Source organism: Bradyrhizobium sp. IC4059, from assembly GCF_020193615.1.
GTDB classification, from domain to species: Bacteria; Pseudomonadota; Alphaproteobacteria; order Rhizobiales; family Xanthobacteraceae; genus Bradyrhizobium; species Bradyrhizobium yuanmingense.
This window is the reverse complement of sequence record NZ_JADYVH010000002.1, coordinates 832,393-852,479: the sequence shown is the minus strand read 5'-3', so window position 1 is coordinate 852,479 and position 20,087 is coordinate 832,393. Positions and strand designations below refer to the sequence as shown.

At 63.4% G+C, this 20,087-nt stretch carries 19 protein-coding genes and 1 tRNA gene; 6 read left to right on the top strand and 14 right to left on the bottom strand.

What is annotated here, in order from left to right; genetic code table 11:
- Positions 1-72: 72 nt before the first annotated feature.
- Together I6F12_RS10065 and I6F12_RS10060 are read right to left on the bottom strand one after the other, a co-directional pair.
- Complete coding sequence (locus I6F12_RS10065) at positions 73-1,308, bottom strand: HlyD family secretion protein (RefSeq protein ID WP_036027994.1); 1,236 nt, start codon at positions 1,306-1,308, stop codon at positions 73-75.
- Positions 1,301-1,726, bottom strand: coding sequence for a hypothetical protein (locus I6F12_RS10060; protein WP_035999432.1), 426 nt, complete (start codon positions 1,724-1,726; stop codon positions 1,301-1,303). Before I6F12_RS10060 ends, I6F12_RS10065 begins: the two co-directional genes overlap by 8 nt.
- A 164-nt stretch (positions 1,727-1,890) precedes the next feature.
- Here I6F12_RS10060 and I6F12_RS10055 point away from each other — a divergent pair, with 164 nt between their 5' ends.
- A complete protein-coding gene (locus I6F12_RS10055; protein WP_035999435.1) occupies positions 1,891-2,343 on the top strand; it encodes a hypothetical protein in 453 nt (150 codons plus the stop codon).
- 17 nt (positions 2,344-2,360) lie between these two features.
- The gene (gene ppk2 / locus I6F12_RS10050) at positions 2,361-3,161 is read left to right on the top strand and encodes a polyphosphate kinase 2 (RefSeq protein WP_109143802.1); all 801 of its coding nucleotides are present in this window, start codon (positions 2,361-2,363) and stop codon (positions 3,159-3,161) included.
- Between the two features lie 163 nt (positions 3,162-3,324).
- Here ppk2 and I6F12_RS10045 read toward each other — a convergent pair whose 3' ends face one another.
- From I6F12_RS10045 to I6F12_RS10030, 4 genes are all read right to left on the bottom strand, one after another.
- Positions 3,325-3,765 (bottom strand): hypothetical protein, encoded by a 441-nt coding sequence (locus I6F12_RS10045; protein ID WP_035999439.1) that lies wholly within the window; start codon positions 3,763-3,765, stop codon positions 3,325-3,327.
- Positions 3,766-3,780: 15 nt separating this feature from the next.
- Entirely contained in the window at positions 3,781-5,481 is a 1,701-nt protein-coding gene (locus tag I6F12_RS10040) for a transporter (protein WP_035999441.1), read from the bottom strand.
- 17 nt (positions 5,482-5,498) lie between these two features.
- Complete coding sequence (locus tag I6F12_RS10035) at positions 5,499-8,252, bottom strand: decarboxylase (protein ID WP_225156085.1); 2,754 nt, start codon at positions 8,250-8,252, stop codon at positions 5,499-5,501.
- 173 nt (positions 8,253-8,425) lie between these two features.
- On the bottom strand, positions 8,426-9,106 hold the full coding sequence (locus I6F12_RS10030) for a YoaK family protein (protein WP_225156146.1): 681 nt from the start codon (positions 9,104-9,106) through the stop codon (positions 8,426-8,428).
- Between the two features lie 132 nt (positions 9,107-9,238).
- On the opposite strand from I6F12_RS10030, the gene I6F12_RS10025 reads away from it, so the two are divergent.
- Genes I6F12_RS10025 through I6F12_RS10015 form a run of 3 tightly spaced genes read left to right on the top strand, consistent with a single transcriptional unit; the run spans position 9,239 to position 12,428 of the window.
- Positions 9,239-10,927 (top strand): transporter, encoded by a 1,689-nt coding sequence (locus I6F12_RS10025; protein WP_225156084.1) that lies wholly within the window; start codon positions 9,239-9,241, stop codon positions 10,925-10,927.
- Positions 10,928-10,938: 11 nt separating this feature from the next.
- The gene (locus I6F12_RS10020; protein WP_225156083.1) at positions 10,939-11,823 is read left to right on the top strand and encodes a dienelactone hydrolase family protein; all 885 of its coding nucleotides are present in this window, start codon (positions 10,939-10,941) and stop codon (positions 11,821-11,823) included.
- Between the two features lie 23 nt (positions 11,824-11,846).
- Complete coding sequence (locus I6F12_RS10015) at positions 11,847-12,428, top strand: invasion associated locus B family protein (protein WP_225156082.1); 582 nt, start codon at positions 11,847-11,849, stop codon at positions 12,426-12,428.
- A 14-nt stretch (positions 12,429-12,442) separates the two neighbouring features.
- Here the strand turns inward: I6F12_RS10015 and I6F12_RS10010 are convergent, their stop codons facing one another.
- Positions 12,443-12,811, bottom strand: coding sequence for a response regulator (locus tag I6F12_RS10010; protein ID WP_225125442.1), 369 nt, complete (start codon positions 12,809-12,811; stop codon positions 12,443-12,445).
- A gap of 170 nt (positions 12,812-12,981) precedes the next feature.
- A complete protein-coding gene (locus I6F12_RS10005) occupies positions 12,982-13,605 on the bottom strand; it encodes a response regulator (RefSeq protein ID WP_036039437.1) in 624 nt (207 codons plus the stop codon).
- A gap of 304 nt (positions 13,606-13,909) precedes the next feature.
- Here I6F12_RS10005 and I6F12_RS10000 point away from each other — a divergent pair, with 304 nt between their 5' ends.
- Positions 13,910-14,593 carry a helix-turn-helix domain-containing protein gene (locus I6F12_RS10000; RefSeq protein ID WP_035999457.1) on the top strand — a complete coding sequence of 228 codons (684 nt, stop codon included), beginning with the start codon at positions 13,910-13,912 and terminating at the stop codon, positions 14,591-14,593.
- A gap of 49 nt (positions 14,594-14,642) precedes the next feature.
- Here the strand turns inward: I6F12_RS10000 and I6F12_RS09995 are convergent, their stop codons facing one another.
- The 6 genes from I6F12_RS09995 to I6F12_RS09970 all read right to left on the bottom strand — a co-directional run bounded on the left by I6F12_RS09995 (position 14,643) and on the right by I6F12_RS09970 (position 20,079).
- A complete protein-coding gene (locus tag I6F12_RS09995; protein ID WP_035999460.1) occupies positions 14,643-15,098 on the bottom strand; it encodes a potassium channel family protein in 456 nt (151 codons plus the stop codon).
- Positions 15,099-15,124: 26 nt separating this feature from the next.
- Positions 15,125-16,249, bottom strand: a complete 1,125-nt coding sequence (locus I6F12_RS09990) for an AI-2E family transporter (RefSeq protein ID WP_225156081.1) — start codon at positions 16,247-16,249, stop codon at positions 15,125-15,127.
- A gap of 669 nt (positions 16,250-16,918) precedes the next feature.
- Positions 16,919-16,993 (bottom strand) — tRNA-Asn (locus tag I6F12_RS09985).
- Positions 16,994-17,130: 137 nt separating this feature from the next.
- Complete coding sequence (locus I6F12_RS09980) at positions 17,131-17,499, bottom strand: hypothetical protein (RefSeq protein ID WP_225156080.1); 369 nt, start codon at positions 17,497-17,499, stop codon at positions 17,131-17,133.
- Between the two features lie 202 nt (positions 17,500-17,701).
- On the bottom strand, positions 17,702-19,396 hold the full coding sequence (locus I6F12_RS09975; protein WP_225136727.1) for a flotillin domain-containing protein: 1,695 nt from the start codon (positions 19,394-19,396) through the stop codon (positions 17,702-17,704).
- A gap of 23 nt (positions 19,397-19,419) precedes the next feature.
- Positions 19,420-20,079, bottom strand: coding sequence for an OB-fold-containig protein (locus tag I6F12_RS09970; protein ID WP_225147939.1), 660 nt, complete (start codon positions 20,077-20,079; stop codon positions 19,420-19,422).
- Positions 20,080-20,087 lie beyond the last annotated feature (8 nt).

Sequence of the window (20,087 nt, the reverse complement as noted above, 5' to 3'; positions counted from 1 at the left end):
AGGCGCCGGCGGCCGAAATGGCAGGCGAGGACGACTTTCGGAGACCACGTCTCGTCCGTACTCTTCTCTCGTTCAATGCCCGCCGCTCAGCACGAGCGTCTGGATCGGCAGCAACAGCGCCTGGATCCGCAGCAGCAGCGCGTGCACGAGGCCGACGCCGTCGACGACGTGCAGCGCGATCTTCCGGCTGGTCGAGGTGTCCTTGGCCGAAATCTCCTCGTGATTGCTGGTGTAGGCGTTGACGATGCAGCTCGAGCCCGGCGTGACACCGTCGAGACCGCCCTTGTAGAGCGGCTCCAGGAAAACCAGGATCGTGCCGGGACGGACGGCATTCTGCGGGTCGATGAGCTGCTCTCCGGTGCGAAACTGCCCGGCCGCGATGTAGTCCTGCACCGTCGTGATCACCATGGGGATGATGACCCAGGGTTTGGATATGCAGGTCGCTTCCGCCACCATGCCGGTCTTCATGACCTGCGCCTCGATCTGGCCGAAACCGGCCTGGAGCGCCTTGCGGCCCGCGCCCTCCGGAACGAGAACACCGGCCGGACGCATCAGCTGGTTGACGACATCGCCGGGGCGAACCAGGAACTGCTCGACGCGCCCGTCGACGCCGGCGCGTACGAAAGTCTTGTCGAGATCGACCTGCGCCTGGTCGAGCGCGGCTTCGGCGCTGGCCTTCTGGGCCGGCAGCAGAGCCGAGACCTGCAAGGACACTGACTGCTTCGCCGCCGTCGCGGCGTCGATGCCGGACTGTCGCTGATCGACCAGCACCTGGAGCTTGTCGATGTCACGCTGTGGAACGATGCCGGGATTGCGGCGCTGGAGCTCGGTCTTGACCTCGAGCTCGTCTTTGGCCTGCTGGTAGTTGGCCCTCGCTTCGCCGAGCTGCGCCTCGGCCTTGACCACGTCGGCCTGCGCCGTCTGCATGGCGGCATCGACTTCTGCCACCTTCCGCTTGGCGGTCTCGACCGCAGCCTTTTGCTTCGAGCTATCGAGCGTGAACAGCACATCGCCCTGTTTGACGGGCGCGGTGAAGCCGACTTTGACCTCGGCAACACGGCCCGAGCCTTCGGGCAGAATTGGCACGGTGCGGAAGTACAGCGTCGCCGACGATGTCGCCGGATGGAAGTAGAAGATCATGGTGATGAGCGACACCGTCAGCATCAGGCAGGCGGTGATGCCCCAGCGCAGCTCGTACCAGACCGAGAAGAAGGTGATTTCCTTCCCGAAGCGCTTGCCCTGGGCGTAGCGGCGGTACAGGTAGTCCGGAAGGATCGTGACGAGGGAGCAGATCAGCAGCTCAAGCATGACTGCGCTCCTTCTCCTTGGCGGGTCCCGGCTTGTCCGCGGGGGGCGGTGCGACGGCCGCCTCAGCCTGGACTTCCTCCGCATCGGAGGCCGGCGTCGCGTCGGCGATCTTCTCGACGGACCCGGCAATGCTGCGCAGCGGCGTGCCGAAATCCGGAAGATCGATCATTGCGAGGAGCAGTCCGGCGATCCAGAAGATGTGCATGTGCGTGAACAGCGAGATCAGGCCGAGCACGGCGACTAACTCGAACTGCAGTTTATGCGTTTTGTGCGCCATCCGCTCGGGCAGGCTGTGCAGTTTCCAGTAGAGCGTGCCGACCCAGAGCACGGCCCCGATCAGGAATACGCCCATCACCACCATCAGCGTATCGGTCCCGCTCCCCGGTGCGAGATAAAACGGCAGATGATGCGGTGCCATCGGATGAAGCTGCTCGCTCAAACGTCTCTCCCGGTCAAAACGTCCATGGGCGGCACTGTGTTCGGGTATGTTCGCGTTTGTTTGATTTGAGTCAAGGGAACACGTCAGGGCCAACCCTAGCGTCAGCCGCATGCTGATTGGACAACCATCAGGAGCCGCCCGCCATGCCCGGCCTAGACGATCTCATCCCCAGCGCAGCCCAGATTCGTAAGGAAGCCGCCCTCAAGGAAGCCGAAAAGGCGGAGGAATATGTGCGCCTTGCCGCCGCGGCCGAGGCGGAGAAGCGCGCCTTGATCGAGCGCTTGAGCAAGCCCTCGGGCAAGACCGAGGAGGAGAAGATCAAGCTCGCCTCGACCGTGATCCAGCGCGCGGTGCGCAACGGCCTCACGGAAGTGCTGGTCTATCGCTTCCCCAATTCGCTCTGCACGGACAAGGGCCGCGCCATCAATCAGATGGAGAAGGGCTGGGAGAACACCCTGACCGGAATTCCCAAGGAGATCTTCCAGCTCTGGACCGATTACCTGAAACCGCGCGGCTATCGCATCGCCTATCAGATCATCGATTTTCCGGGCGGCGTGCCCGGCGACATCGGCGTGACCATTTCCTGGGACGATTAGCAACAGGTGGGATCGGCATGGCGAAGGACGGCCCTGCGGAGCGGATGAAGCGGAAGGATTACGAGAAGGAGCTCGAGAAGCTCCAGGTCGAGCTGTGCCATCTCCAGGACTACGTGCGGGAAAACAAGCTCCGGGTCATCGTCCTGTTCGAGGGTCGGGACGCCGCCGGCAAGGGCGGCACGATCAAGGCGATCACCGAGAAGGTCAGCCCGCGCGTGTTCCGGGTCGTCGCCCTGCCCGCGCCGTCCGACCGCGAGAAGACACAATTATTCTTCCAGCGCTACATGGAGCGATTTCCGGCCGGCGGCGAGATCGTGATCTTCGACCGGAGCTGGTACAACCGCGCCGGTGTCGAGTACGTCATGGGCTTCTGCACCCCCGCCGAGCACGAGCGTTTCCTCAACCTGTGCCCGCAGATGGAGAAATACGTCATCGACGGCGGCATCATCCTGATCAAGATCTGGCTCGAGGTCGGCATGGACGAGCAGGAGCGCCGTTTCAAGGCCCGCATCGACGACCCGGTCCGACAGTGGAAGCTCAGTCCGATGGACCTGGAATCCTTCCGTCGCTGGTACGATTATTCGCGCGCGCGCGACCTGATGCTGAAGAAGACCAGCACGAAGGATGCGCCCTGGAACATCGTCCGCTCTGACGACAAACGAAGGGCGCGGCTCAACTGCATCGCGCACCTTCTCGGCGCCATCCCCTTCAAGCGCATCAAGAAGGACAAGATCAAACTGCCGAAGCGCTCCGACAAGGGACGCTACAACGACCAGGCCAGCCTCAAGAAAATGAGTTTCGTCGCGCAGCGCTATTGAGCAGCGTCAGGCCGCTAAAGCGCGATGCGATTGGAATGAATCGTCATCGCGCTTTAGGTTGTTGTTTGAGCATGTTCTATTCGGAAAACCGCTACACACTTTTCCGGATCATGCCCTAGGGGCCCGACGCTGCCGTCGATCGCTCAATGGCCATACGACCCCTTCAACTCGATTTCAGGCGGATCGTGACGCCACCGACTGCAGCCGATACTTCCGCGCCGACCCGCGGGCCGCTGAGCTGGAGGATCACGCCATTGCTGTTTTGCAACTGAACGGCGCCGGCACCTGCGGCGATTGCCCCACCCGCTCCTCCCACGGCATAAGAGCCTTCGATCGACGCCGGCCCCTTTAGATTGAGCGCGCGGCCGACGAACTTCGTGGTCGACGCTCCGATGGTGAGGCCCACGCTCATGCCAGACACCGTGAATGGGTATTTCTTGCCCCGGTAGACCAGAACGCCCTCACCGCCACCGGCGCCGACGATGAAGCCACCCTTGGTGAAGACGACCGCGACCTGGCCGGTGTCGGCACGCGCGGACGTGCTAAAGCCGGCAACAGCGGCGAGCGAAGCGACCAGGACGGCGCCGAAGGACAGTTTTCTCATGACGTTTTCTTCCCCTTATTGAGCCAGGATCATCGCGAAGTAGCCGAAGATGGTGAGAAGGATGCCCGAGACGGCATAGCCGACCGGGAATCCGATCCAGGGCACGGAGCTCTGGATCTCGACCGCGGCCTCGCGGCACGGGCCGGAATGCGACCGCGCGCCGGCAACGCCGCCCATCAGCACCGCCGGATTGATCTTGAAGACGTGGAAGCCGATCGCCCAGACGATGAACGGCGGGATCGTGCACGCGATGAAGCCGACGATGAAGATCTTGAGCGCGAGCGCGCCGGTGAGCTGAGCCAACAGGCCGGCGCCGGCATTGACCCCGACGATCGCGACGAACACAACGAGGCCGAGATCCTCGAGCACGTTTCGCGCCGCGTTCGGCGTATTGCCGAAGAAGCGCAGCCGCGACACGACCGAGGACACGATCACGCCGGACAGCAACAGCCCGCCGGCATTGCCGAGACCGACCTTGGCACCGAAGGCGGGGAATTCGATCATGCCGATGAGGAAGCCGATGATCATGCCGACCGACAGGGTCAGCAAGTCGGTCGAGGTGTTGGCGCGCGCGATGCGGCCCCACATCTCGCCGAGCTCGTTGACCGCCGACTTCAGGCCGACCACCGAGACGATGTCCATGCGCTCCAGCTTGGTCTTGAGACCGGCCGGGATCTGCACCCCGCCCCGCTCGACCTTGGTCACCTGCAGCTGGCCGGCGATGGCCGTGTCGCGGAAGGACTCGAAGGTCCGCCCGACGACGTCCTTGTTGAAGACGACGATTTCCGCCTGGTCCATGGGTATACCGAGCGTCTTGGCATCGGCGACCTCCGGACCAATCAGGCCCATCTTCTCAGTCAGATGCTCGGTCGATCCGCCCAGCGCGACGATATCGCCCTTCTGCAGCACGAGCTCGGGATCAGCTCCCTGCGGCTCACCATTGCGCCCGACATTGACGATACGGTACTCGGGATTGACCGTGCGGAATTTGGCGATGCTCATCCCGATCGTCGCAGGATTCTCCAGCCGGTAGGCCCGCAGACCGAACTGACGGTAGCCGGTCAGGGCGCCGCCTTCGAGATCTTTGACGCCGAACTCCTGCTCATACTTCTTGGCGGCGGCCTTGGCATCGACGCCCCACCAGCGCGGCAGGTATTTGCAGATCAGGATGATGCCGACGGTGCCCCAAATGTAGGTAATACCGTAGGACAAAGCGATCATGCCGGAGGCATCCTCGGGCTTCATCCCGGCAGGCAGTTTCACGACTCCCGACGTGACGGCCTGCTCGGCCGAGCCGATCGCCGCCGACATGGTCTGCGATCCCGCCAGCATTCCGCCAGCCGCACCGGGCGGCAATGCGAAGAGCTTCGCCCCAAGCACGACGAGGGTCAGGCCGATCACACTCGACACCACCGCGAGGAACAAGAATTTGATCCCGTCGCCCCGCAGGCTGTTGACGAAGGACGGACCTACGCGCAGGCCGACGCCGTACATGAAGAGATAGTAGAACAGGCTCTTGGCGAAGTTGTTCAACTCCAGCTTCACGCCATAGCTGGATGCCCAGACCGAGATGCCCGCGCCGACCACGATGGCACCGGCGACCATGCCGAGGCCATAACCCTTGATGCTGGCTCGGCCGATATAGACGGCGAGACCGACCACGAAGAACAGCAGCAGATACGGGTACTGCTGCAAGAACTGGAAAAATGCCTGCATGTTCGTCCCCTCCCGACCTATGACGCGGCCTTGAGCTTCGGCTGGGCGCTGGGCTTTGGCCTGCCGAGCTTGGCCAAGGCTTCCGTCCGTACGAGTTTCAGCCCTTCCTTGGCGTCGTAGCCGTGGATCTCCTTCACATCGAGCTTGCGCATGAAGTCGATCGTCTCCTGGGTGATGACCTGGCCGGGCACCATGATCGGGAAGCCCGGCGGATAGGGGATCACGAAGTTGGCCGAGACGAGCTCGGGCCCGGCCTTCAGCCGCCGGTCGATCTCGGGATCGTTGAGGCGGATGTGCTCGCAGCCGGCGACGTCATAGGCCGCGTAGAAGCCGCTGCGGATGTCGCCCTCGTTGGTCTTGGTGCCAGCATCGCCGCGGAAGCTCGGGTGGAAATGCGAGAAGTTCGGCAGATCGGGCACGTCCTTCATGAGGCTCGTCACCCGTGCCTCGAAGGTCTTTCGCGCATTGGCACCGCCCTGGGCCAGGCCGCGGTCGATCTCGCCCGCGATCTCGGCGAGCACGCGAACGAGATGCGCGACGTCGCTGCGAGTGTTGTTGATGTTGGATTGGACCAGCACCGAGTTGCGGGAGGTCTTGTTGACCTGGATGTTGTACTCGTTGGCGAGAATGCCCTTGAACTGCGTGCCGTCATAGCCGGCCGTGCCGCATACCAGCGTCATGCGGGTCGGGTCGAGGCAGAACTCGTCCTCGTCCAGGCTCTTCAGCGTGTTCGCCCAGTTGACGCCGGGGGCGAGGAAGTCGGTGAAGCCGCTCTGGCGGTACTGCGCCGGCACCATGGCGTCGGCACCGAGGATGCGGAAATATTTCGAGATCAGCGGATTGTTGTTGACCGCCTGGCGGATCGCGAACGCGATCTCGATCGCATTGGCGACGAGGCCATAGCCCTCTAGCTCCATCTGCCGCCGTGAGATGTCAAGGCTCGCGATCAGCTGCTGGTTCGGACTTGTCGAGGCGTGGGTGAACACCGCTTCCTTGAACTGCTGCTCCACGGTGTGGAATTCGACGTCCTTGACCGAGAGCATCGAGCCCTGGCGGATCGCCGACATCGACTTGTGGGTCGAGTTGGTCTGGTAGACGCGCAGCCGGATCTGTCGGGGGTCCGGGATCAGCCGGGTCTTGAGCAGCACCTCGTCGGACGGGTTCTTGCCGAGCTCGGCCTGCTGCTTCTCATAGGCCGCGACCGCCTTGGGATCGCGCGTCCATGCCTCGATCTCGTTGGCCGCGCCAAGTCCGGTGCGGCGGCGCAGGAATGGCGAGAAACGCGCGAAGCCGAACCAGGCTTCATCCCACAGGAAGATCAGATCGGGCTTGATGGCGAGGCATTCCTCCATCACCCGCCGTGTGTTGTAGATATGGCCGTCGAACGTGCAGTTGGTGAGGTCGACCATCTTGACGCGGTCGAGCCGGCCATCGGCCTTGGCGCCCAGCAGCGCCTGCTTGATGGTCTTCAGCGGCACCGCGCCGTACATCGAATATTCCGTCATCGGGAAGGCTTCGACGTAGAGCGGCTGCGCACCGGCCAGCACCATGCCGTAGTGATGCGACTTGTGGCAATTGCGGTCGACAATCGCGATGTCGCCGGGCGCGAGCAGCGCCTGCACCGCCATCTTGTTGGACGTCGATGTGCCGTTGGTAACAAAGAAGACGCGGTCGGCGCCGAGCGCCCTCGCCGCCTTCTCCTGCGCCTTCTTGATGTTGCCGGTCGGCTCCAGCATGCTGTCGAGACCGCCGGTGGTGGCGCTGCTCTCGGCCAGGAACAGGTTCGGGCCGTAGAACTCGCCCATGTCCCGGATCCAGTCGGACTTGAAGATCGACTTGCCGCGGGCGATCGGCAGCGCGTGGAAGGTGCCGATCGGACGCTGGGCGTATTTCTTGAGATTGTCGAAGAACGGCGTGTCGTAGCGATCTTGGATGCCTTCGAGGATCGATAGGTGGAGTTCCAGCAGCTCTTCAACGGAATAGAAGATGCGACGGACCACATCCGCCTCGGGATTGCCGGCGAGCTCCTCCACGTCGCGGTTCGAGATCATGTAAAGGTCGAGCTCGGGCCTGACGCGCTTGATGATCTGGGCGAGCCGCAGCGCCGAAGCGTCGGTTTCGTCGTTGAGACCGGCCGAGGCCATGATCGAGCGCAACACCGGTGCATCGTGCCGCGAACGCAGGCCAAAGCCCTCGTTGATGATGACGGCTCCGATGTTCGGATTGAGCATCGTCGCACAGAAAGCGTCCTCCAGGCTGCCGACGATCACAGGTTCATAGATGAACGCGTCGACCGGGCGCCGCAGCTTGCGCCATTCCGCGGCCAGCGCCGGCCATTGGCTGGAAGATACGCCGGTGACGATCAGGGTTTCGAAATACGGCCTGCGCGCGCTGTGCGCGCCAAAGGCCGGCGGCGCCAGCTCGGGCGCATCGCCGTTGCCGTCGTCCTTGGGGCTCCAGTCACCGGCATGTTGGCGGAAGGATCGCGTCGCCAGTGCCTGGGCAATTCTCGTCGCAAGGGCGAACGATGATGCACCGTCGCCGGCGACCGCTGCTTCCCGCAGCGCCGCCATGAGGTGCGGACCGGGATAGCCGTGAAATTCTTCGATGATCGAAAGATCGGCCAACGCCGCGTCATAGGCTGTGCGATTGCCGACGCGCGCCCAGGTCTTTGCTGCTTCCACAAGGTCGCGCCAGTCGTCTGCCCGCGCGCCCGGGCCGGAAAAGAACTGGTCGATACGCTTCTGTGCGGGCTTGGCGTCTTTGGACATCTCTCTCTCTCCCGATCCTCTAAAGGTGATGCGGATCGTGGGTGCGGCGCGGCTCGCTCCATTGATCCAAGTCAACGGTCGCGTGCATTCTGCGGGCCGACGCCGTGCCGTTCGCAGCGCAACACGAAAAGATCACCGTTCGTTGTGCGACGCTCACCTGATCATTGGCGCGCTCATCTCCCCTCCTGCGAACGTAGCGCTTCGCAGCGCAGCAGCACGATCAACAGCGCGACGACCGGCAGGCCCAGCGCGAGATCGGGGACGCTCTTGGTTGCAAAGGCTCCGGCGGCGGCACCGAAGCCGAACACGACGCACAACGCGATGAAAATGCCCGAGCGGCGCAGCGTTCCGAGTGGTGCGCCGCCTGCTGCGACTGCGAAGACGTTCTCGATGGCCTGACGCATGTTGCTGGTGATCATCACCGTGCTGCACACTGTGCCTTCGACCTTGACGAACATTGCGGCCTGCATCGCTGCCACGGCGGAAATACCGAGCGTTCCAGCCAAATCGGGCAACCTATTGTGCAAGATGCCGATCGCTATCAACAGCAGGATCTCGATCAACGTACTGACCGCGCTGGCCCGCTCGCCCGTTGCGCGGCGCAGCCAGGCTGCGAGCACGATGCCGACCGCGAACGCCAGGATTGGCGGCACGAAGTGCAACGCCTTCGCCCAGTTGCCCGTCATCGCATGAACCCACAGGAAGATCAGGTTGGCGGTCTGGGCATTCGCCAACACGCCGTGGATGATCCAGGTATAGGCGTCGATATAGCCGCCGACAAAGGCGAGCAGCAGGACGATCTCGACTGTCTCGTCGCGGCGGATCGCACCGGTTGTGACGTTCAGGGTACTCATGACGGCAATATGGGCTGTCGCGAACATTCCATCGCGTCATAGCCGCCGCCACGTCGCCGCGAAGGCTTGATCTGGATCAAGCAACATCCGGCCGCCGCCAATCAAATCGCGCCAAAGCGCCGGGGGAATGCCATGGAAACCGTCAGGTGGATCATCGCCACCGCACCGGAAATTTTCCTGCTGCTCGCGATCGCGATCGGCACCATCCTCGGCCGCATCAGGATTCGCGGCTTCTCGATCGGAACCACCGCCTGCATCCTGATCGTCGCCGTGCTGATCGGACAACTCGGGAGCTTCACGTTCCCGCCGATCCTCCGGGCGATCCTGTTCAGCCTGTTCGTCTTTACGATCGGTTACCGTTCTGGACCGGAATTCTTCGCCTCGCTGAGCGTGCGGACCTTGGCACAGGTCGTGCTGGCGTTGGTGATCGGCGCCACGGGGCTCGCGCTCGTGCTCATCTTCGCGCGTGTCTTCACGTTGGATACGGGGACAGCGGCAGGACTGACGGCAGGGGCGCTGACGCAATCCTCGGTGATCGGCACCGCATCCGGCGCGCTGGCGCAGCTCGGCCTGCCGAGCGACGTGCTGAAGCAGCAGGAAGCCAACATCGCGGCGGGCTATGCGGTGACCTACGTGCTCGGCTACATCCTGACGCTCCTGTTCGTGCCATTCGTCGCGCCGCGGCTGATGCGGATCGATCTGAAGGCGGAGGCGAAGAAGCTCGAGGCGGAGCTCGCCGGCGGTACGCCGCCAAAGACGGAAAACCTGTCCTATCGCAAATTCCAAGCCCGCGCCTATCGCGTCTCGGCCGGCGCAGGTCGTACCATCGGTGCTATCGAGGCGGAGATCGGCGGCCGCACGGTCGTAGAGCGGATCGTGCGCAGCGGGGCCGACATCAAGCCGCAGCAGGACGCCGTGCTCGAGGCCGGCGACGACATCGTCATCGCCGGTCCGACCGCCGTGATCGTCGCGGCCAAGCCGATCCTCGGGGCCGAGATCGACGCGGGGGAACTGCTGCGCAACCTGCCCGGCAACGTGATCGAAGTGCTCGTTGAAAACCGCCAGCTGCACGGCCGCTCACTGCGCGAAATCGTTGATCGGCTCGGCGACAATGCACGCGGTGTATTCCTGCGTGCGCTGACGCGCATGGGGCGGGAAGTGCCGCTCGGTCCCGATACGCGCGTCTATCTCGGCGACGTCATGACGCTGGTCGGCAGCACCGGCAATATCTCGCGGGCAACGGCGCCAGTGGGACACGCTCTGAATACGAGCGACCGCACGGACATCGCCTTTCTCGCTGCCGGCATCGCCGTGGGTCTTCTGGCCGGCCTTGCCAGCTTCAAAATCGGCACTGTCGCATTGACACTCGGTGGCGGCGGCGGCGCGCTGATCGCCGGGCTCGTCTGCGGTTGGTTGCGTTCGCGCAGGCCGGGCATCGGCGCAATGCCGCCCGCGGCGCAGCAGACCCTGAGCGACATCGGCCTCGGCGGCTTCATCGCGGCGATCGGACTCGGCAACGGCCTTGCCGCCTGGTCGGCGATCCAGGCGCACGGTCTGTTGCTGGTCGGCATGGGCATCGTCGTCACGCTGGTCCCGATGACGGTGGGAACGCTGGTTGCCTATTACCTGCTGCGCATGAATCCGGTCGTGACCTGCGGTGCGCTCGCCGGCGCCATGACGGTCGATGCCGCCGTCACCGGCGCCTGCGACGTTGCCGAGAGCCAGACGCCGGTGCTCGGCGTCGCCGTCCCCTACGCGGTCGGCAATGTCGTCCTCACGGTGCTCGGCCCGATCGTCGTGGCCGCAACCTATTCAGGTTGAGGGAGGCCCGGATGCGACGCGGACCTGCATTGCTCCATTTTTTCGCGATCACCTTGCTCAGTGTTTTCGTGGCCGGATCGCCCACGCACGCCGCGGACGAGGTCCGCATCCAGGAGGAAATCTGGGCGCTGCCCCTGCCGCTGCCGATGTTCGCCTATCTGGTGCGCCCGGTCGGCGACGGTCCGTTCCCGCTCGTCATCATGAATCACGGTGTCTCGCTCGACGCGACCCAGCGCAGCCTTTTCCCTCTGGTCGAATTTCGCGACGCCGCCAAATGGTTTGCGAGGCGCGGCTATCTCGTGGCGGCCCCGGTGGGCAGCGGTTATGGCGCGCAGGCAATCGACATCCCCGAACGCGGAATGTTCGGCCCGTTCTTCTCGAAAATCGGGAAGTGCGCCAATCCCAATTTCCGTGATGCCGGCCTCGCGGTCGCCCAGGTCGATCTCTGGATCATTGACTATCTGGCCGCCGAGAAGCGGATCATCCCGAAGGACGTGATCGTGGTCGGCCAGTCTGCCGGCGGCTGGGCCTCGATCGCCTTGTCGAGCGTGAACCCGCCACAGGTGAAGGCCATCATCGTCTTTGCCGGAGGCCGCGGCGGACGCGTCGACGGCAAGCCGAACAACAATTGCGCGCCCGACCGACTGGTCGAGGCCACCGCCGATTTCGGCCGTACATCGCGCGTGCCGATGCTGTGGATCTACACCGGGAATGACACGTATTTCGGTCCCGACTTATCGAAGCGCATGCACGCTGCCTTCATCGGCGCCGGCGGCCGGGCCGAATATCACCTGATGCCCCCGTTCGGCAACGAGGGACATTTCCTCCTCGGTTCGCCGGACGCGGTTCCGCTCTGGTCGCCGTTGGTGGCGAAGTTTCTCGACGCGCAGAACTGAGTCCGGATCTCGGAGTTGCAGCGATGGCCCGTGCTTTTGATTGTCTCTCTGGTCTCCTGATGGTTGCAGCCGCCGGAGTCGCGACGGTCTTGGCTGTCGCTTCGCTCAAGGCGGCGCAAGCGGAAAAGTCCTCCGAGGTCGCAACACGCGGCCAGCGCGACAGCGACATCAGCTATGGCAGCTGGCAAAAATTGTGCTTCAAGGCTGGCGGCGCGCCGTCCCTCTGTCGAACCTCGATCACTGGCCGGTTCGCGACCGGGCAAACAGCCGTGCGCATTGATCTGATCGAGCGGGAGGACGCGCCCACCGCCCGCCTGCAACTTTTCGTGCCGGTCGGAATGTACCTGCAGCAAGCACCGAAACTGGCCGTCGACCATGGCGCCGCGTTCCGCATTCCTTATACCTGGTGTCTCACCAATTTATGCGTCGCGGCGGACGTCGTGACGCCAAAAATCATCTCGGAGATGGAAAACGGTCAAACGCTTCTGCTCGAACTCGTCGACTCCAATCTTCTTGCCGTGACGACTTCGATTCCGCTCGCGCAATTCGGTTCCGCCCATAAGGGGGCGCCGACCAGGATACTCGAGCAATATGTCGAAGAATGACGGCCGTCGTGGAGCTACAAGACGCGGGCGCGCTGGACGGATTCGATCAAAGACTGCGCCGCAAACGGCTTGATGAGATAGGCGATGCAGCCCGAGGCAATCGCGGCCGAGCGGTTTGCCGGGCTGTCATTGCCGGTGACATAGATCACCGGTGCCGCAATGCCCTTCTCGGTCAGGCTTTGCCGCACCTCGATGCCAGACCTTGCACCCAGATTGATGTCGAGGATGATGCAGATCGCGGTGTGGAACCTGTCATGATCGAGCAAGGCCCCTCCCGTGTCGAACAGGGTCGTGGCGAAGCCGTATCCTCGCAGCAGCCTGTCCATGCTGGTACGCATGGACGGATCGTCATCGACAACGAAGACGGACTCGCGCAGGGGCAAAGCGATTGCCTTTCCGGAAGACGACAGTGGGATATCGGATACGATAGCTCCGCGCTTTCGCGTGTGCGTATGTACATTATTGCACATAGCGCGTCGCGCACTGTCAACACGCCCCGGCATTGTCCTTTGGGACAGGCACGTTCAGGGAACCTCGCGTCTTCCCGGAGCCGTCAGCGTTCGTCCGGATCGAGCATTCCGAGACGCTCTGCGATCGAAACGAGTTCCGCCAGCGAGCGAACCTGCATCTTCTCCATCACTTGATGGCGATGCGCCTTCACGGTGCGTTCGGTGGTCCCCAGCTCATGCGCGACCTGCTTGTTGATCCTGCCGCGCACGATCAGATCGAACACCTGTCGCTCGCGCTGCGTCAGCGTGGCCAGATGACCACGAAACGCATCCAGCCTGCTGGCCTGGGCGCGCGCCGTCCGCTGACTAGCCAGCGCGCGCTCGATCGCTTCGAGCAATTGTTCGGAGGATATCGGTTTGGTCAGGAAGTCTTCCGCACCTGCCTTGATCGCGCGCACGGTCGTCGGCGTGTCGGCATGACCGGTCAGGAAGACGATGGGCAGCATCGACCCCGCCGCAGCCAACCGCGCCTGCAGGTCGGGACCGCTCAGGCCCGGAATCCGCACGTCGAGCAGGATACATCCCGCCTGCCCGTCATCCGGCGCCGAGTCCAGGAGCTCCAGCGCCGAGGCGTAGGTCGCGACCTCGTATCCCGCGAGCTTTAGCCGGCGCTCGATCGCGGTCCGAAACGACTCGTCGTCGTCAACGACGTGAACAAGGCCTGGCAACTTTCTACCTCTCGCCCAACTTGATCAGGACGCTCGACGTCCTTGTCGTTCTTCAAAGCGATTTTCTCGTTTGAAGGTCGGAATATCTGCTTCGCAATATGTCGCATCTTCCCTGCGGTGGAGGATTCTCATCCAGCGCAGCAATCACCAGTGCTGTCCTTTGGTACACTGAACCTTGGGACAATGGATAAGAATACTTCCTTGGCCGAAAATCAACTTCGGCGGGAGTGGGATAGCGCGGCGCATTTCCGGCAAAGTATTTCGTCTGACAGACCAATTCGGCGGAAAGCTGAGGAGTTGGCCTATGTTCGTTCGCATCACGACGGATTCCACGCTGCGTCCCAATACCCTCCGCGACCTCGGCATGGCATCTCATTCAAATGCCCTGGTCAATTTAAGCGAATTTTCCTACCGAAAAGGCTCCGAGATCTACGGCGAGAAGGAGCCGGCCGAGTATGTCTACCAGGTCAAATCCGGCGCGGTGCGTAGCTACAAGCTGCTGTCGGACGGGCGCAGGCAGATCGGCGCATTTCACCTCGTCGGCGACATTTTCGGGCTCGAGAACGGCAGCGAGCACCGCTTCACGACGGAAGCCATCGTCGACACCACGGTGCGGCTGATCAAACGACAAAGCCTGGAAACGGTGGCCGAGAGCGATGCCATGGTGGCCAGAAATCTGCTCAGCATGACCACGAACAACCTCCAGCATGCGGAAGACCACATGCTGCTGCTCGGCCGCAAGACCTCCCTGGAGCGCGTCGCCGCATTCCTGCTCGAAATGGACAAGCGCCTGACGGCTGCCGGCGTCATGGCGCTTCCGATGTCCCGACGCGACATTGCCGACTATCTCGGCCTGACGCTGGAGACCGTCTCGCGGGCTTTGTCGCGGCTGCATGAACTCGGCGTGCTCGGCTTCATCGGCAACACCCAGCGCCAGATCGTGCTCCTCGACCGGCACCAGCTCGCAGGCCTCGATCTGCAGCCGTGAACCGGCGAAATGCCGGTTCGCGATCCGCGATGGTCGCGATCGCCCCGGCTCAGGTGCCCGGCAGGTCCGCGCCGGGTTTTTCCGTGAGCCCGAGATGGTCGAGCGTCCTGAGCAAAACCTCGAACAGGATGGCGGCGGACCAGCCGAACAGAAGAACGCCGTTCATGGCGGTCAGCGGGCCAATCAGCCGCCATTCGGGCACCGGCGTGATGTCGCCGTAGCCGAGCGTGGTGTAGTTGACGAACGCGAAGTAGAGCATGTCCGCGTCGGCGGTCGCCGCGTGCACGATATGATAGGTCGCCGCCCACATCAGAATTTCGATCATGTGGGCGATCTTCAACACGACGGCGATCGTGATCATGACGCTCATGAGGTGCAATCGCGGCCGCTTGGTATGGCGCGGGACGGCACTGCGGGCCACCGTGACGGCGACCACCGTCACGAGCGCGTGGATTCCGATATTGATCACGCTGACGAGCGTGCCGACAAGGAATTGGAGCATCATCGGGGTGAAACACACCTCATTTTAGCCTAGGCCAAGCGTGCCTCGATGGTTTCCTTTGCGACAACGGTTTCCTGATCGACCCGCGCTGACGCAGCGCGGTCGATTCCTGTCCATGCGGTCGCGAGCTCCCAGGCCACCGACAGGATGATCGGCCCAATGAACAGTCCGATGATTCCATGCGCGAGCGTACCACCAATGACCCCGATCAGGATGACCAGCGTCGGCGTCGTCAGGCCCCGCCCCATGAGGAGCGGCTTCAGCACGTTGTCGAGCAGACCGACGACGACCAGATAGACAGTCAAGAGCAGGGCGACGGTCACGTCCTTGTCCACCCATATCCAGACCAGCACGGGGAAAAGAACGGGGCCGGCGCCGATTTGGACAATCGACAGCAAGAGCACGACGACCGCGAGCAGTCCCGCGCTTGGGATCTCTGCGAGCTTGAAGCCGATGCCCGCCAGCAAGGCTTGAAGGATAGCGACGCCGATAATGCCCTGCGCGACGGCGCGTATGGTTGCGCCGGCGAGCTCGAGAAAGTGCTCGCTCCGGCCGGGCACGACGCGCAACAGGAAGCCGCGCAGCGCGGCGACGAGCTGCGCGCCGTGCGGGAGCAGAAAGCCCGCGACGATCACCGACAGCAGGAATTGGAGCATGCCAATTCCGGTGTCACCGGCAAACGACAGCATCACTCCGGCGAGCGGTTTCAAGTACGGCGCCACCTCGCGCAGCGCCGCACGGATGTTCGTGTAGGCCTCGTTCCAGATCGCGTAGAGCTGAGGACCGATCAACGGCCAGCTCCTGATCTGCTCCGGTGCGGCCTGGAGCGCGAGATCGCCACTGCCGATCTGGGCCGCAAGGTCCCGGATCCCTTCGACTGCACTGAGGCCGAGCCACGCGGCGGGACCGATGACGATGCCCAGCGTGATCAGGGTGAGAACGGCTGAGGCTGTCCGGGGACGGCCACCGAGGCGTTGGGCGAGCCAGGCGAAGACGGGATGAAATGCCACCGCCAACACGGCGCTCCAGCTCAGGATCGGCACGAACGGCCGGAGGACGAGAAATGTCCAGAAGATCAGCAGCCCGAGCAAGCCTAGCCGGATCACGAGTTGGACAATGTCCTCCGCGGACAGAAGCTGGCGAAGCGTTTTCAAGGGTCGTTGCCTCCAAGCCGACGGACCGCTGCTGAAAAGCTAGCGGGGCGGCCCGCCGAGGAGGCTTGATCCAGATCAAGCCAGGCGATCGGTCACCTAGCGAGATCGGCAACAGGCGCGCAGCCAGTTGCGTCTCGGCGCAGATTGCGCGGTCCACCGCCCGCGAGTGAGAATGCCCCGGTGCTGGACCTGAGCCAGCAGTCGTGAAGTTGACGCCGACGAACGGATTGATCTCGACATAGCTCCGACCGACGGCAAAGCCCATGATCTCGATTGCTGTGCCCGTCTGGAGGCTAATGGCGGGTACGGCCGAGCTATATCGGCCGCTCCGCCCGGCGGCCTGTTCTTTCTGGTCACGACCAAGAGGGCCAGGGGCTCTGGAGGTATCGGCCGGCTTTCATTCCTTCGATTCGGACTTGGCGCTCAGGACGACCCGATCAGAGAGTGCCTTTTGGAACTTTATTCCAACGCCGTCGCCGGAATTTGGGGGGATCCCGAGGGGGCAATTTGGGGGTACAAGGCCCCTACCCCCTCCATATCCCCAGCCGCTCCGGACCACGGCGGAAGTGGCAGAACAGAACGAGACGTTGAAACCCCTGATTTTTCAGTGGCTTACCCCTAGGGCTTGCTTAGTTCTGGAGTGTTTTGAAAGGCTTGGAAACAGCCTGATGGCTCCCCGGGCTGGATTCGAACCAGCGACCATCCGATTAACAGTCGGATGCTCTACCGCTGAGCTACCGAGGAAAAGGGCGAACCGTTCGTTCGCGCGCGGCTGCGTATAACAAAGCCGCTTGCGCTTGCAAAGGACGAATTCGTCATCATCCGCAACGCGCTCGGAGGGACCTGGAATGGCCGCTCCTCCGGCCGGGACCGGGCGAGGATTATTCCGCCAGGAACGAGGTGGTCTTGGTGCCGGGGTCGTAGCGCAAGCGGAGCGCGGTGAGCTTGCAGAGATTGACGTTCTTCCACAGCACCGACTCGTCATAGTTCTTCCAGTCGACCCGGATGTTCCAGACGCAGCCTTCATCGTCGTCGTCGAACTCGACATAAGTGCTGGCCTGGTTCTGCAACACCTTGTCGAGCTCGTTCTCCCATTCGTCCAGCCCGTCATCCGGCGCGTTGAAGCCCAGGAACTTGATGGCATAGCCGGTCTCGTTGACGACGGTGACGTTGCGGGCATCGGCCGCAAGCGACGGCGCGGCGTCGATCGAAAGGGCGATCGCGATCAATCCGGACAGAAAATGCTTCATCTGAAAATCCTCCGATCAAAACAGGCCTCGGCGACCGGCATGGATCGGCGCGGGCGCCGCGGCAGGGAAATGCGTTGCCTGGAGACACGAGCGCGATCGCCTGTTCAAGACACGATCGATCTGCACTCCGGGACGGCCGCGCGACGCGAGACGCGCCCAACCTGTTTATCGTTTCGAATTCTCAGCAGCAATGAACCGGCATTCATAGATCGGCAGAGTTTGTTTTCTCCGGTACCGGCACCGGTACGGCCGCGCCATTGCTCTTGCCCGTCACGGCACCGACCAGCGCCTTGACCGGATCGTCGCCAGGCGCAAAGCCGCTCTGGCGCAGGATCTCGTCGATCATCGGACGCAGCGCGTGAACCTTGAGCAGCTCGCCGGCCAAACCTTCGCCGAAGCCGACATTGCCTCCGCTCGCACCGTTGCCGCCGAACGCGCCGCCGGTGTGCAGGATGCGGACATCCTTGAGATTCGCGATCGGCTTCACCATCTCCGCCAGCGCGGATGGCATGGTCTCAATCCGCTTCTTGGCGATCTCGAAATCGATGACGTTGCTGCCGAGCTTGTTCTGCGCCTCGTTCTTCATGGTGATGACGGCGGCTTCCGCCTCGCCGATGTTGCGGACACCGACCGCCTTGATCTTGTTGGATTCGGCTTCCGCGGTGGCCAGCGTCTTGACGGCTTCGGCGCGATCGAGCGAGGCCTTCTTCTCGGCCTCGGCCGCGACGATCAGCTCGGTCGATTTGCGTTCGGCCTCGGTGCGTGCGGCCAGCACCTGGGTCAGGCGGGCACGATCGGCGACCTCGATGGCGCGCGCGGTGACGACCTTTTCCTCCGCGGAGACGGCCAGCGCCTCGGCGGTCTTGGCTTCGGCGACGGCTTCCGACGTCTCCTTGCTCTTCGCCGCGATCTGGATCTCGTTCTCCTGCGTCGCGATCTGGATCTCGCGCTGGGCGTCGGTCTTGCGCTTGTTGATCGCCAGCTCCGACTCGATCACCGCGGTTTCCTTGACCTGCTTGGCACCCGCCTCCTTCTCGGCAACCGCACGATCGGTGTCGATGCGAGCGTTCTCCTCGGTCAGACGCGCCGTCTGCGTCGCGGTCGCGACCTCGGCGCGGGTGCTCGCGGTCTTGTTGGCGATGTCGCGCTCCTGCGACAGCTCGGCTTCCTTCTTGGTCCGCTCGATCCCAAGGGTCTGCTGCCGCGCCTCGAGGTCCTTTTGCGCGATCGCGACCTCGTTATCGCGCACGATGGCGTTGCGATCGCGGCGGCGGGTTTCGGTGACCGTCTTGAGCTGGGTCAGACCCTCGGCGTCGAAGAAGTTCTCCGGGTTGAAGAATTTGACGTCGGTCTGGTCGAGCTTGGTCAGCGACACCGATTCCAGCTCGAGACCGTTCGACTTCACGTCAGACTCGACCGTGGACTGCACGTGCTTGACGAAGTCCGAGCGCTTCTCCTGGAGCTCCAGGATACTCATGGTCGCGGCGACCGAGCGCAGGCCGTCGACGAATTTCGCCTCGACCTGGTTGCGCAGCGCCTCGGCGTCATTGGTCAATGCGCCGAGCGTCTGGCTCGCGAGCGCGATGCTCTCCTCGTCCGGACGGACGCGGACGTAGAACTCGGCAACGATGTCGACGCGCAGGCGGTCCTTGGTGATGAGGGATTCCCGCTCCTTGCGCTCGACGGTGAGGCGCAACGTCTTCAGATTGACGCTGGCATAGGAGTGGAAGATCGGCAGGATCATGGCGCCGCCGTCGAGCACGACCTTCTTGCCGCCGAGCCCGGTGCGCACGAAGGCCTCGTCGCGGGTGGCGCGCTTGTAGAGGATGGTGAAGACGATCCCCAGGACGACGATCAGCGCGACGCCGATCACGGCCGGGACTGCGATGTCGAACATGGCTTTCTCCGCTGTGGGACTTGCTAATTGCTTAGAGTGGGGTTGGACGGCTTGAGTTCATCGTCGGCCTTCACCGCGACGAAGCGCGTGCCGTCGCGGTCGACCAGGAGGACCATGGTTCCCTGCGGCAAAGGTCCCGATGACGGCGCCGCGACCGCCGAGACGAAATGGCGGTTGCCGTGGATGTCGGCGACGCTGACGCGGCCGGGCGGCCCCTGGTCGAGCGGGCCAACGACGACCTCCCCGATGCGGCCGACCAGATCGCCGAGGCCGACGACGTAGCTTTCGTCCTTGGGAATGACCCGCGCGATGGTCCTGCTGGCGGCGCGCACAAGCGGAACCGAGACCACGACGGCCCCGACCGAGGCGACCGTCGCCGGTAAGGGACCCGCAACCATTCGCGCGAGGTCCTGGATCAGGAATCCGGTGATGGAGAAGGCGCCGAGCAGCAGCAGCAGGAAGATCAACAGCGGCACGCCGCCGACATTGATCCAGGAGATGGCGTTGAGCACGCCGTTGTCGCTGGGGTGAGCAAAATCGATGTTGGTGCCCAGCATCTCGCTCAAGGAGGCCCCGATCAGCATCGAGATCACCTCGACCGAGCCGACGATGACGATCATGGCCGCCGCAATCGCGAACGGCCTGACCTCAGGCGCCATGATGTGTTCGAGCAGAGCGCTCATGACACCGC

What these genes read in the sequence shown, in the direction of transcription:
- ppk2 (WP_109143802.1), top strand. Translation starts at nt 2,361, where the DNA reads ATGGCGAAGGACGGCCCTGCGGAGCGGATGAAGCGGAAGGATTACGAG.
- I6F12_RS10065 (WP_036027994.1), bottom strand. Translation starts at nt 1,308, where the DNA reads ATGCTTGAGCTGCTGATCTGCTCCCTCGTCACGATCCTTCCGGACTAC.
- I6F12_RS10045 (WP_035999439.1), bottom strand. Translation starts at nt 3,765, where the DNA reads ATGAGAAAACTGTCCTTCGGCGCCGTCCTGGTCGCTTCGCTCGCCGCT.
- I6F12_RS10055 (WP_035999435.1), top strand. Translation starts at nt 1,891, where the DNA reads ATGCCCGGCCTAGACGATCTCATCCCCAGCGCAGCCCAGATTCGTAAG.
- I6F12_RS09980 (WP_225156080.1), bottom strand. Translation starts at nt 17,499, where the DNA reads ATGAAGCATTTTCTGTCCGGATTGATCGCGATCGCCCTTTCGATCGAC.
- I6F12_RS10015 (WP_225156082.1), top strand. Translation starts at nt 11,847, where the DNA reads ATGGCCCGTGCTTTTGATTGTCTCTCTGGTCTCCTGATGGTTGCAGCC.
- I6F12_RS09995 (WP_035999460.1), bottom strand. Translation starts at nt 15,098, where the DNA reads ATGATGCTCCAATTCCTTGTCGGCACGCTCGTCAGCGTGATCAATATC.
- I6F12_RS10030 (WP_225156146.1), bottom strand. Translation starts at nt 9,106, where the DNA reads ATGAGTACCCTGAACGTCACAACCGGTGCGATCCGCCGCGACGAGACA.
- I6F12_RS09970 (WP_225147939.1), bottom strand. Translation starts at nt 20,079, where the DNA reads ATGAGCGCTCTGCTCGAACACATCATGGCGCCTGAGGTCAGGCCGTTC.
- I6F12_RS10060 (WP_035999432.1), bottom strand. Translation starts at nt 1,726, where the DNA reads ATGGCACCGCATCATCTGCCGTTTTATCTCGCACCGGGGAGCGGGACC.
- I6F12_RS10000 (WP_035999457.1), top strand. Translation starts at nt 13,910, where the DNA reads ATGTTCGTTCGCATCACGACGGATTCCACGCTGCGTCCCAATACCCTC.
- I6F12_RS10025 (WP_225156084.1), top strand. Translation starts at nt 9,239, where the DNA reads ATGGAAACCGTCAGGTGGATCATCGCCACCGCACCGGAAATTTTCCTG.
- I6F12_RS10020 (WP_225156083.1), top strand. Translation starts at nt 10,939, where the DNA reads ATGCGACGCGGACCTGCATTGCTCCATTTTTTCGCGATCACCTTGCTC.
- I6F12_RS09975 (WP_225136727.1), bottom strand. Translation starts at nt 19,396, where the DNA reads ATGTTCGACATCGCAGTCCCGGCCGTGATCGGCGTCGCGCTGATCGTC.
- I6F12_RS10035 (WP_225156085.1), bottom strand. Translation starts at nt 8,252, where the DNA reads ATGTCCAAAGACGCCAAGCCCGCACAGAAGCGTATCGACCAGTTCTTT.
- I6F12_RS10040 (WP_035999441.1), bottom strand. Translation starts at nt 5,481, where the DNA reads ATGCAGGCATTTTTCCAGTTCTTGCAGCAGTACCCGTATCTGCTGCTG.